General features: G+C 58.1%; 9 protein-coding genes. 4 read left to right on the forward strand and 5 right to left on the reverse strand.

All coding sequences use genetic code 11. The features are described 5' to 3' along the window. Positions 1 to 464 precede the first annotated feature (464 nt). The gene (locus RX972_RS00005) at positions 465 to 2,465 is read left to right on the forward strand and encodes a hypothetical protein (RefSeq protein WP_316872054.1); all 2,001 of its coding nucleotides are present in this window, start codon (positions 465 to 467) and stop codon (positions 2,463 to 2,465) included. A gap of 361 nt (positions 2,466 to 2,826) precedes the next feature. On the opposite strand, the gene RX972_RS00010 is transcribed toward RX972_RS00005, so the two are convergent. From RX972_RS00010 to RX972_RS00025, 4 genes are all read right to left on the reverse strand, one after another. Continuing rightward, positions 2,827 to 3,699, reverse strand: coding sequence for an HlyD family secretion protein (locus tag RX972_RS00010; protein WP_316872055.1), 873 nt, complete (start codon positions 3,697 to 3,699; stop codon positions 2,827 to 2,829). Between the two features lie 16 nt (positions 3,700 to 3,715). Beyond that, on the reverse strand, positions 3,716 to 3,916 hold the full coding sequence (locus RX972_RS00015; protein ID WP_099270435.1) for a DUF1656 domain-containing protein: 201 nt from the start codon (positions 3,914 to 3,916) through the stop codon (positions 3,716 to 3,718). Then, complete coding sequence (locus RX972_RS00020; protein WP_316872236.1) at positions 3,906 to 6,083, reverse strand: FUSC family protein; 2,178 nt, start codon at positions 6,081 to 6,083, stop codon at positions 3,906 to 3,908. Before RX972_RS00020 ends, RX972_RS00015 begins: the two co-directional genes overlap by 11 nt. 304 nt (positions 6,084 to 6,387) lie before the next feature. After that, positions 6,388 to 7,899, reverse strand: coding sequence for an efflux transporter outer membrane subunit (locus RX972_RS00025; RefSeq protein WP_316872056.1), 1,512 nt, complete (start codon positions 7,897 to 7,899; stop codon positions 6,388 to 6,390). Between the two features lie 182 nt (positions 7,900 to 8,081). Between RX972_RS00025 and RX972_RS00030 the strand changes: the two genes are divergently transcribed. Then, on the forward strand, positions 8,082 to 9,029 hold the full coding sequence (locus RX972_RS00030) for a LysR family transcriptional regulator (RefSeq protein ID WP_027900201.1): 948 nt from the start codon (positions 8,082 to 8,084) through the stop codon (positions 9,027 to 9,029). A 193-nt stretch (positions 9,030 to 9,222) separates the two neighbouring features. Beyond that, positions 9,223 to 10,197 (forward strand): D-glycerate dehydrogenase, encoded by a 975-nt coding sequence (locus RX972_RS00035; protein WP_316872058.1) that lies wholly within the window; start codon positions 9,223 to 9,225, stop codon positions 10,195 to 10,197. A gap of 99 nt (positions 10,198 to 10,296) precedes the next feature. Here the strand turns inward: RX972_RS00035 and RX972_RS00040 are convergent, their stop codons facing one another. Beyond that, a complete protein-coding gene (locus RX972_RS00040) occupies positions 10,297 to 11,196 on the reverse strand; it encodes a DMT family transporter (RefSeq protein WP_316872059.1) in 900 nt (299 codons plus the stop codon). Positions 11,197 to 11,317: 121 nt separating this feature from the next. On the opposite strand from RX972_RS00040, the gene RX972_RS00045 reads away from it, so the two are divergent. Continuing rightward, positions 11,318 to 12,211, forward strand: a complete 894-nt coding sequence (locus RX972_RS00045) for an AraC family transcriptional regulator (RefSeq protein WP_316872060.1) — start codon at positions 11,318 to 11,320, stop codon at positions 12,209 to 12,211. Positions 12,212 to 12,223 lie beyond the last annotated feature (12 nt).

Below are 12,223 nucleotides of genomic sequence, written 5' to 3' on the forward strand. Positions count from 1 at the left end.
CCGCGATCGCGTCAGCACAGGCAATATATTCATCGACTGACAGACCGAATCGCGGGCAAGCGCGCTCCTACAGGGTCCGTGTTTGCTGCGCGACAGCGTGGTGCCAGGGACACCGGGGCGACTCCCACAGCTTTACGTCATTGCGCAGGACAGGCTTTAGCCGGGAGGACGCTGGTGCGTTTGTTAAATATCTTTCAGCAAAAATACCGCCCTCCCGGCTGAAGCAGATCCTGCGGGATCTCCACAGCGGCTAGCGCCCGGCGCTGAGAACACGCCTGCATCCCGCGCCTTTAACCCGCGATAACAAGGAAGATTCCTACAACCGCGTCAAGTCCCAACCTCTATATTCCATAGCCTGAGCAGAGCAATGGATGCACTGCGCACGGCCTGTCAAGGAATGACAAATGAGCACTACAGTTACAATCCCCGCCGATATCGACCATCTGGCCAATGAGCTGGCCGAATTGATCGACGCGGTCTCGCAACCTCGATTACTTTCCCCTTTTGCTTTTATCGATGATTTCATTCGCACAGCAATAAAGCGCTCAACGATGCATGAGCCGCACAAGGCGCTATTCACCAGCAACGTGAAGATCAATGTCGAATACACAGAAGATCGCCAAAGCGGACTCATCGGTGTCCGCGCTCCCCGCCCCAGGATCGCCACCTTTGAACTCCATCAGATAGTCACTGACTTTTTTCGCCACGACCTTAAGGGTGCGAACTCCATCCGCATCCGCTGGCCGCCTGCGTTCCCGCCCGAACTGCGCGAGCTGTTCGACACGGTGAACCTGCAGGCGCGCTATATCAGTGAGGTCGAGGCGCACTTTAATCGCCCTCATGTCAAAGAACTTTCCCTGCTTCTCACACGGCACGAACTGGATAGCATTATTCGTCGATATCTGGAGCACAGAGCCCCATCGACAACGCCCAGTGCACTCGCTAATGACTACCTGAACGGCTGGATCGAACCACAACTTGTGCAGTTTGAGGGCTCGTCGCGAGTGAAGCTGGAACGGGCGGTATTCCTGCCAACGCCTGAGTATTATGAAGACCAGACCGTTCAAGGTTTGTTGGTATTTCTGGGCAATGAACCCCAGCAACGGTCGGTCTACGAAATACCGCGTGATTTCGGGCAGTTTCGTGCGCTGATCGAAAGTCACGCCTCGTTGCGCAACAAAGTGTTGGCGAGGATCCCGCTTTATCAGCGACTCAAACCGGGCAACGATGAAGTCAAATATGTCCGCAGGTTCGAGACCAAGTATTACTGGGTGGCGCCCATCACCTTTCATGCGAGCCCCGACATCGCCAATGCGCTGTTTGATCTGAGCTATAAACGCTTGCTGTCTGATATCGATACGCTGGTGTCGACGGATGCAGAGCGGCTTGCTGACTCGGCTCTCGAATTCAGCGGTTATCTTCTGGCGGGCCTGTCGCTGGGTATCACGCTGCCGGTCAGTGTCAGTCTGGTGCCGATCAGGTTGATCGCAGCTTTCCTGCTGGGCGTCGCCTCTGCAGCCACCGATGCAGTCAGGGCCGAACTGGAAGACCTGCCCGAAGTGGCGGCTGATTTGTACCGCGCTGCCATCATCGGCGCACTGGCTGAAGTCATTGCCCCTCTGGTGCTGAAGGTGGTCGGCAAAGGACTTTCAGTGTTGGCCAGAACTCAACTTGCACAGAAGCTCAAAGTCATCCTGACAACCAAGAACCTGCCGTCCGCAGCGACGCCTTATTTGATTGATGCCCTGGAGCGCTCGAAACACTCGGCAAGGATGCGCTCGCTGGAATTGAAACTGAACGCCGACTTTAAAAAAGGCCCGCAGGCCACTCAGCTTTGGGTGGAAAAGCACGGGCATTTTTCACAGCAGCTCATTGAATCGTATGACATCACGGTGTATCGCGGTTTTGTTTTCCGCGGCGACTCCCGCGCCCCCGATGTCATCTTCAAAAAAGGTTTCAAACTGCGAACCCCTGCTGCCGATCTGCAAAAAGATATCCATCAAGCGACCGGCGTGCGCGGCGGATTTGGTGGCGGCCACGATGCGCTGGACCCCGATGGCAGAGGGATCTCCACATCAGTTTTTTATGATCAGGACCACGTTGGGGCTTTTACTTACGGAGGCGCTAAAGGGGGGCACACCTACCTTGTCGACGCGCGCAAGCTGGACGGTTATCACCTTTATGCCAATGACTTTGCTGCGCGCTATCCTCAATCGCCGCGCCTGGATCTGGCTCCGGTGGAGATCAACTACGCAACCGATATACCGCCCTCGGCGATTGTCGGTGCCTACGACAAGGATGGCTTATTCATTCCCAACCTTGAGGGGTTGCGCAGAACAGCGGGTATCAACCAGGCGCGACTTGAGCGAGAGCTGACCAAACGCACGTTCAACCGCGCGATTCAGAAAACAGCGGCTGACGAGGCCAGACTGGGGATTGAGGCGACACTTAGATTGTTCTCATGAAGCCCATCGCAGACAACGTCGAGCACCGTCAGGGTTAGATGATCTGCCAGATAGATCGGGGTTCCCTATCGCGAGCAAGCTCTGCTCCCACAGAACCCAAGCGGTCCAGATCAGTGGGAGCCGCCCCGGTGTCCCTGACACCACGCTGTCGCGCAGCAAACACGGACCCTGTAGGAGTGAGCTTGCCCGCGATTCGGTCTGTCAGTCGATGAATATATTGCCTGTGCTGACGCGATCGCGGGCAAGCGCGCTCCTACAGATGAAAAAGTACTCCAAATCAAATAGTTGTAGTTTGTTTGATAGAAGCTGAGCTTGCTCGCGATGCAGGCGAATCGGTATGCAGCCTTGAACCGAGTGACCGTTATCCGTCCGAACGCCCCACCTCTGGATTCACAATCACCGTACATGTGGTGCCCGCCGACAGCAGCACGTCGGCGGGCACTTCATCCAGATGAATGCGCACTGGCACGCGTTGCGCCAGGCGCACCCAGTTGAAGGTCGGGTTGACGTCGGCGATCAGTTCACGGCTCTCCGGATTGTCACGGTCATAGATGCCGCGGGCGATGCTTTCCACGTGACCTTTGAGCAACTGACCGCTCATGAGCTGCATGTCTGCGGGGTCGCCGACGCGGATATGTGGCAGCTTGGTCTCTTCAAAGAAGCCGTAAACCCAGAACGAATTCATGTCGACGACGGCCATCTTCGCTTCGCCAATGCGCGCGTAGTCACCGCGATGCACGTTGAGGTTGGTGACATAGCCGTCTACCGCTGCCAGCACCCGCGTGCGGCGCAGGTTTAGCTCGGCAGCTTCAAGCCCGGCCAGCGCCAGTTGATAGTCGGCCTGGGCCGACACCGCGATGTTGCTCGCGTCGTCGCGGCTTTCGGTTGAGATCACCAGATTGTCCATGTCGGCACGACGCCTGGCGTTGACCTTGCGCATCTCCCAGGTGGCCTTGCGTGAAGCCACCAATGCCTGCGCCTGCTTGACCGCCACCTCGTAATGCTCGGGATCGATCTGCATCAACAGGTCGCCCTTTTTGACCTGTTGGTTATCACGCACCGGCACATCGACCACTGTGCCGCTGACGTCAGCGGCGACATTGATGATATCAGCGCGCACCCGACCATCCCGGGTCCAGGGCGTGTCCATGTAGTTGACCCACAAGGTGCGGCCGATCCAGATGGCCAGTGCCAGAACCAGTAACGTGGCGATCAGACTGAAGAACTTTTTCATCAGGGCTACTCAAGAATCAACGGTAAACGGTCAGCGCCATCGCGCCGAAAATGCAGGTAAACAGGCTCAGACGCAGCAACGCCGGATGCCAGAAAAACCGGTACAGATCAAAGCCCGCCAGCAGTCGGTCAAGTGCCCAGGCAAGCACCAATGCGATCAAAAACAGGACGGTCACGCTGGGCATGTACAGGCCATGAAAAGCAATTTCACGAGGCATGAGTCAGTCCTTGCTGATGACCTTTGCGGGCATGCGCGGCCAGAGGTGATTGAGGGTCCAGCAGTGACGAGCGGATGAAGTGCAGATAGCTCTTCACCCGACGCAGCACCGAGGTATCAAAGTGAGGCGCGAATGGTTCGTCGCTGCTTTGCACACGATTGATCGCGTGATCAACGGCTGCCAGTGCGCGCTGCCAGTTGCTGTGATCCGGCTGGATGAACAAACGGATCAGCGCCCTGCCCATCACACGGATAGCTACACGCCAGGATTGCCACGGCGCATATGCCGGATGAACCGGGAGGATGTCCTGTTCGCGACGCAGCTCGATGATTGCGTGGCCGATTTCCAGTACCACGAACATCCAGCGCAGCAATTCACGTTGCACCAACGGCTTGCCAGCGGCCAGACCGTAGGCCTGATGCATGAGGTCGCGGGTCTGGCTTTCGAAACTGGACCCCAGACGATTCAACGGCGCGCTGATGGCGAACACCACCTGACGACGCAAATCGCCCTCAAGCCGTTGCCACATCCAGCGCGCGTTGGGCGGCAAGATGATCGCGCCCGCAGCGGCACACAGCAGCATGCCAACGACCATGGCGATGTAGTCGTTGATGAAGGTGTAAGGGTTGTAGATCGTCAGGTTGTCCGGCACTGAACCGATGCTGAAGAAGATCAGCAACCCAAGCCCGTAGCCCGACCACTGCGGCCGCGAACCGAGGAATGCACCCAGCATGAACACTGGCGCAAGGCTCAGGCACAGCAGAGGGAAGCCGTCGATGTTCGGGAAGATGAAAAAGGTTTCGATGAAGCCCAACACGGCCCCGAGCAAGGTGCCGCAGGCCATCTGAAATGACATACGGCGCGGGTTGTTGGTGGTGGATGACAACGCCACGGTGGCTGCGGACACGAGAATCATGGTTGCGCCACTGGGCCAGGCGGTCGCCACCCAATAAGCACTCATGATCGCCAGAATGAACGTTGCCCGAATGCCTGCCGCTGCCGCTGTCATCCAGCTGGTTTTGGGCAGGAACGCTTCTTCCCATTTTTCCCGGATGTGTTTGTGATCGGCCAGGGAGGCGTGGGTCTGAGCATAGTCGTGCATGTCGCTGACCAACCGGTACAGCAATTCGTAAGCGGTGTGGAAATCCAGCAATTCGGCTTCGCTGGGTTGGATGTCTTCCAGAGCGGCACGCTGGGCACGTACCCTCTCTGGCAGCTCTGCCTTGAAGGCTTCCAGTTGCTGAACCAGTTGCGCGGCATCCTCTGGGGTCAGAAAACGATTGGCGAAACCGTCGAGCAACTCGGCCAAGGCTGTGAGGCCCGGCTGTGCGGCGATGAACACCCGGCTAACACCATCGCTTCTTACGCGTTCGAGCAACTGGTGCAGCGCGTTGAAGCGGGTGGTTATAGCCATAAACTCACTGTTCAGGCGGTTGAGTCGCCCGTTACGACGGCGCATGTGGGGATCTTCAAAAACCGTGACGCTGCGTAGTCCTTCCAGGCCGATGGCTTCTGCAACAAAGCGCACGTTGCCGGTTTCAAATGCATCTGGAGGGTTAACACCACGCAGGCCATCGGCGACGAAACGAGCAAATATGCCGAAGCGTGAATACAGCGCGTTACGCATCGCCGCGCCCGAGCTTTGCGGCAGAATCGCTGCGGTGACGGCCGTGGAGCAAACGATGCCGAGGCTGATTTCCAGCACGCGCCACACGGCCGCCATGAACGAGCCTTCCGGGTGTGCCAGTGCAGGCAGGCCGACCATCGCAGCGGTATAGCCCGCGAGCACAAAACCGTAGGCGCGAAAGTTTCGATAACGCGCCGCACCTGCCGAACAGAACCCCACCCACAGCGCGAGGCAGCCGAGGAACAGTTCGGAATTCTGCGCAAACAGCGCCATCAGCACGACCATTACCGTGGAACCAGCCAAGGTGCCGAGCAGGCGATAAAAGCTTTTGGCAAAGACATGGCCGCTTTGCGGTTGCATGACGATGAACACAGTAATCATCGCCGTGCGCGGTTGAGGTAATTCCAGGCGCAGGGCCAGCCAGTAAGTGAGGAATGCGGCGATCAGCACCTTGAAGATGTAGATCCAGGTCACCCCGTCGCTGCGCGCCCAACTATTGAATTCCCGACGCCATGGGAGTTGGGTGATTCGGTTCAAGATGTCACATGCCTGTTGCGGCGAATCACGATCAATTGTGGGAGCGGTGCTTGCCCGCGATATTGGCGACACGGTTTTTCAGCTATACCGAGGTGCCTGAATCGCGGGCAAGCACCGCTCCCACAAGTACAGCGTTCGCTTGAGGTATTCACCGTCTGGCTATAGCGGGCATGCCCTGTTTTACCGGCAGGATCGCACTCCCCGGTAAGAGGCAACTTGTTGGCGAGGCGGTCGAAGCGGCGCGTCGTATGAAAAGCCTCGCGAACAAGTTCGCTCTTACCGGGATCAAGGCGTTCAGTGGAGATATTCATTGGCCAAACACCGCCAGTGTGGCCGGCGTTTTCGGTGCCTGGGTTTTATCTTCGGCCGGTGTATCGCTGCCCGCGTCCAGGCCGCCGCCCAGCGCTACGACGAGTTCGGCATGGGCGCTCAGGCGGGCGGCCTGGACTTGTTGTTGAACCTGCTGCTGACGAAACAACAGAGTCTGGGCATTGAGCACGTTGAGGTAATCCGTCAGGCCGCGCTGGTAAGCGATCATTGCGATGTCGTAAGTCTTCTGCGCCGCAGCCACCGACTCGCTGGCGAACGCTTGTTGTTTGTCCATGGACTCACGGCGGATCAACTGATCGGAAATGCTCTTGAGCGCGGTTATCAGCGTCTGGTTGTACTGCGCCACCGCGAGGTCATAACCGGCAGAGGCTTCCCCCAACTGTGAACGTAAACGCCCACCGTCAAAGATCGGCAAACTCACCGCAGGCCCGGCGCTGTAGTTGAATTTTTTACCCGTCAGAAATTCCAGCATGCCGCCACCTGTGGCCATGTAACCCAGGTTGGCGATCAGATCGACGTTGGGATAAAAACCGGCATGGGCCACGTCAATACCGCGAGCCTGAGCAGCGACGGCCCAGCGGCTGGCCACCACATCCGGGCGCTGACCAAGCAATTGCGCAGGTAAAGCAGAAGGTAACTTCAGGGTCGTTTTGAGGGCCAGCGTCGGGCGATGGAGGTTAGCGCCCTCCCCCGGACCTTTGCCCGCCAGCGCGGCCAACTGATTACGACTGAGGGCAATGGCCTCATCCAGCGCGTCGATCTGCCGGTGGGTTTCCGGCAAAGGCGTTTCAGCCTGACTGACTTCAAAGTGGGTACCAATCCCGCCCTTCAAACGGCGCTGGGCCAGATCAAGAATCTGTTGCTGCTGAGCGAGCGTCGCTTCGACGATGTCGCGCTGGGCGTAATGCAATGAAAGCTGGATGTAGGCGCGAACGATGTTGTCCTGCAATTCGAGCTGCGCCTGACGTGCCTGGGCAGCACTCATGTGAGCCAGGTCAAGCGCCCGTTCGGATGCGTTGCTTTCCCGCCCCCAGAAATCCAGCGAGTAGCTCAACCCAAGGGACGCATTGTTGTCCCAGGTGGTGGTATTAGCGAGCGCGCCGGGACCGTAGAACTGATCAGTCGCCCAGTCATGCCGTTTGAGGGAAGCTTCACTATTGATGTGCAACGACTCGGCAGATTCAGCCATACCCGCCATGGCTTTGGCTTGACGAACTCTCGCCGCCGCGATGGCCAGACTCTGCGCTCCGGCAGCGGCCAGGTCAATCCAGTGATCCAGTTGCGGATCGTTATAGGCGTGCCACCACTGAGCAACAGGCCAGTGCGCATCCCGGTCGGCACTGCGTATGGCAGCGTCGGTCGTCAGGCTATCGACAGGCAAAGCCTTGCCTTGTGGTGCGATCCCGCCGGTTCCGATACAGCCGCTGATGACTAACGTTAAAGCCCAGACACTGAAGGGCGCGGCCCTTCTGATGATGCGACGCGGCACGGATGCAACTTCCCGACGTAAGGTGAAATGACTCAGGTGGCGCGATTCTAGGGGCGCATCAACGCCCCGATAAGCCAGAAGAACTGTGAATCTTTGTTACAGAATCAGAGATAATCATCGGCCAGGCTGACATGGCCCGGTTACTTCGTGTCACAATTTGCCATCTCTCCAGAGAACTGCCCATGGATACCCTGCAAAACATGCGCGCGTTCAGTTGTGTGGCTCAGGCCGGAAGCTTTACGGCAGCTGCCGTTCAGCTCGACACGACTACCGCCAACGTTTCGCGCGCCGTCTCAAATCTCGAAGCACATCTGCAAACCCGTCTGCTTAACCGCACCACACGCCGAATCGCGCTCACAGAAGCCGGCAAGCGTTATCTCCTGCGGTGCGAACAGATTCTGGGGTATGTGGAAGAAGCCGAAGCCGAGGCCAGCGACGCTCATGCGCGGCCAGCCGGTCAGCTCAAGGTGCATTCGATGTCCAGTGTCGGTCAGCACTATGTGATCGATGCAATCGCCCGCTACCGACGCAATCACCCGGACGTGTCCTTCGACCTGACCATGGCCAATCGCGTGCCGGATCTGCTCGAAGAAGGCTATGACGTATCCATTGTGCTAGCCAGTGAGCTGCCGGACTCGGGTTTTGTCTCGCAACGTTTGGGCATCACTTACAGCATCGCGTGTGCATCGCCGGAGTACGTCAAAAGCTTTGGCATCCCGCTCAAGCCTACTGACCTGCTCAACCACGCGTGCCTGCGATTGGTCAGCCCGGTGTTCCCGCTGGAAAAATGGCTGTTCGACGGCCCGGAAGGTCAGGAAATGGTCACGATCCATACCTCGCCATTTCTGGTCAACTCGGCAGACGCCATGAAGACGGCGATCAGCAGCGGCATGGGTGTGGGTATCTTGCCGATCTATTCCGCCATCGAAGGTTTGCGCAATGGCACGCTGGTGCGGGTGCTGCCCGAGTACCGCTCGCAGGAACTGAATCTGTACGCTATCTATCCGTCGCGCCAGTATCTGGATGCCAAGATCAAGACGTGGGTGGAATACCTGCGCGGCTCGCTGCCGGAAATCCTCGCCGCCCATGAAGCGGATCTGCATACGCACGCGATGCGGTCCATCGCCTGATCGTTGCAATACCCTGCTGTAGGAGCTGACGAGCAACGCGAGGCTGCGATGGCGGTTCATCTGACACACCGCCATCGCAGCCTCGCGTTGCTCGTCAGCTCCTACAAGCCGATGTTTACGTCTCGACGACGGGAATGTTAGCGTGCTACTCATCTGTAACCCTTTATAAAAAGCGTGCGAGAGTAGCTACCCCATGAAAAAGACCGTACTTGCCTTCAGCCGTGTATCCCCCGAAATGGCCGAACGGCTGGAACAAGACTTCAACGTGATCGTGCCCGACCCGAAGCTGGGCGACTTGAATGCGCAGTTCAATGACGCACTGCCCAAGTGCCACGGCATGATCGGCGCAGGTCGTCAGTTAGGGCGTGAGCAACTGGCAGCTGCTACCCAGCTCGAAGTGGTGTCGAGCATCTCCGTCGGTTACGACAACTACGACGTCAGCTACTTCAACGAGCGCGGCATCATGCTCACCAACACGCCGGACGTGCTGACAGAAAGCACAGCTGATCTGGGGTTTTCCCTCATCATGAGCAGCGCCCGTCGGGTTGCAGAACTGGACACCTGGACCAAGTCCGGTCAGTGGAAACGCAGTGTCGAAGCCGCACAATTCGGTACTGATGTTTACGGCAAGACGTTAGGTATCGTCGGTATGGGCAACATCGGCGCAGCGGTTGCGCGACGTGGTCGTCTGGGTTTCAACATGCCGATCCTGTACAGCGGCAACAGCCGCAAGACCGAGCTGGAGCAGGAACTGGGCGCGCAATTTCGCAGCCTTGATCAACTGCTTGCCGAGTCGGACTTCGTCTGCCTTGTGGTGCCGTTGAGCGAGAAAACCAAACACCTGATCAGCAGCCGCGAGCTGGGCCTGATGAAGTCCAGCGCAATTCTGATCAACATCGCCCGCGGCCCTATCGTCGACGAAGCAGCGCTGATCGAGGCCTTGCAGAACGGCACCATTCGTGGCGCCGGGCTGGACGTCTACGAGAAGGAACCGCTGAGCGAGTCGCCGTTGTTCAGTTTGAAAAACGCCGTGACCCTGCCGCACATCGGCTCGGCCACGACCGAAACCCGGCAAGCCATGGCGGACCTTGCCTATACCAACCTGCGTGCTGCGTTGCTGGGTGAGAAGCCGAAGAACCTGGTGAATCCGCAGGTGTGGAAAGCTTGATGTAGCCCTGTAGGAGCTGCCGAAGGCTGCGATTGCGGTGTACCTGAAAAACGCTTCGCAGCCTGCGACAGCTCCTACAGATAATGCATTCCACTTACCTCAAGCCAGTTTCGCAGCGAGCGGCACCACCACCTTCGGCTTCCTGAACACCAGCACATTCCCCAGCATCACCAACACCAGCCCCATCAAGGCCGGAGCCGTCCATTGGTAGCCTTCGGCGAACGCCGAAATGTTCAGCGCCACCACCGGGAACAGCACCGTGCAATACGCTGCGCGCTCCGGGCCCATGCGGCCGACCAGCGTCAGGTAGGCGGTGAAGCCGATTACCGAGCCCGGAATCACCAGATACAGCAACGAACTGATGTAACGGGTCGTCCACTCGAAACCGAACGGCGTACCGCTGAGCAAGCAATACAGACTGAGCATCCCGGCGCCGTAGAGCATGCCCCAGGCGTTGGTGGTCAGCGGCCGCAGACCGGCTTTCTGCTGCATGCTGGAAAGCATGTTGCCGGCCGAAAAACACATCGTACCCAGTAACGCCAGGCCAAGGCCCATCAGGGTCTCGTGGCTGGCGCTGTGCCCGGACAACTCAGGCCAGAACATACAGCCCAGACCAATCAAACCCAGCGCACCACCGGTCAATACGTTGTGCGCAATTTTCTGTTTGAAGAACACCCGTGCATTCAGGGCGTTCCACAGGGTTGCGGTGGAAAACACCACCGCAATCAACCCGCTGGGAATCCACTGACTGGCCGTGAGGAAACACATGAAATTGATGCAGAACAGGCACAGCCCCTGCGCGACGCAAAGCATGTGCCCACGCTGATTGACCTTCTGCAGCTTGCCGCCGATCAGCAGCATCGCGAACAACACCAATGCCGCGAGGCCGAATCGGTAAACAATGGAGACCGCGATTGCCACTTCGCCAAGCTGTAATTTCAGTGCGATCCAGGTGGTGCCCCAGATCAGGACGGTCAGCAAATAAAGCGAAATGTTCATGATGCGGCTCCCGATTTGAGCCATCAGTTTGCCGCGTGCACGAACCGACCATTTGCATAATCTTGCGCATTTGCTTCAGCGGTAGCTGGCAGAGAGTGCTGTAAAGCGTAGGATGCGAGCCATGCCAGCCATCGAATCCATCCAGGTCTTTCAGGCCCTTAACAGTTCACCTCATGCTCAACTGGAGCAGAGCGCGGTGCTGGGCGATGGTTTGGTCGCGGCTTTGTGGAACAACCGTCACGACTCCCAGGAGTATCACGGTCCAAGCCATCACACATTGTCGTGCTACATCGACGGTGGCACAGGCACATTTCGTCGCGATCGCCCCGATCAGAAAGGCAGCCCCAACAAGCTTTGCACCCTGCCCGCCGGGCACGAATCAGCCTGGGTTATCAACGGCGAGATTCGTCTGGCGCACATCTACATCAGTCCTGAACAGTTTGCGTTGGGTTGCATCACCCTGCTGGACCGTGAACCTCGTGAGCTGCAATTAAGGGAGAACACGTTTCACGATGATCCCGAGCAGGCCCAGCGCTTTCGCCAATTGATTCAGATGAACTGGAGTGAGCCCGGCGAGCGCTTGCTGACCAGTAGCCTGGCTCATGAAATGCTCAGCCGGGCCTTGTTCGATCAGGTGGGCATGCGTGAGGGTTTGCGTTTGAAAGGCGGGCTGGCCGCGCATCAGCGCCGACAGTTAGTGGATTTCATCGAAACCCATCTGGCCGAACCTCTCAGCCTTGGGCAACTGGCGGGGCTGTGTGCGCTGTCTGAATACCACTTCGCGAGGATGTTTCGCGAAAGCTTCGGCTTGCCGCCCCATCAATACCTGCTGGCCCGACGCCTCAACCATGCCCGACAGTTGCTGCGCACGACTCGCATGGCGTTCGGGGCAATCGCGATCGAGTGTGGATTTGCCAGCGCCAGTCATTTCAACAATCGCTTCAGGCAGGCAATGGGCGCGACGCCGGGGGAATATCGATTGGCGTTTGTCGGGGGGAACACGACGCCCCGGTAGGAGCCAACTTGT

This window comes from Pseudomonas syringae group sp. J309-1, from assembly GCF_032582135.1.
In the GTDB taxonomy this organism is placed as follows: Bacteria; Pseudomonadota; Gammaproteobacteria; order Pseudomonadales; family Pseudomonadaceae; genus Aquipseudomonas; species Aquipseudomonas quasicaspiana.

Bases quoted from the DNA above. Each gene is read 5' to 3' on its own strand.
- RX972_RS00010 (WP_316872055.1), bottom strand. From the start codon at position 3,699: ATGAAAAAGTTCTTCAGTCTGATCGCCACGTTACTGGTTCTGGCACTG.
- RX972_RS00035 (WP_316872058.1), top strand. From the start codon at position 9,223: ATGAAAAAGACCGTACTTGCCTTCAGCCGTGTATCCCCCGAAATGGCC.
- RX972_RS00040 (WP_316872059.1), bottom strand. From the start codon at position 11,196: ATGAACATTTCGCTTTATTTGCTGACCGTCCTGATCTGGGGCACCACC.
- RX972_RS00030 (WP_027900201.1), top strand. From the start codon at position 8,082: ATGGATACCCTGCAAAACATGCGCGCGTTCAGTTGTGTGGCTCAGGCC.
- RX972_RS00015 (WP_099270435.1), bottom strand. From the start codon at position 3,916: ATGCCTCGTGAAATTGCTTTTCATGGCCTGTACATGCCCAGCGTGACC.
- RX972_RS00045 (WP_316872060.1), top strand. From the start codon at position 11,318: ATGCCAGCCATCGAATCCATCCAGGTCTTTCAGGCCCTTAACAGTTCA.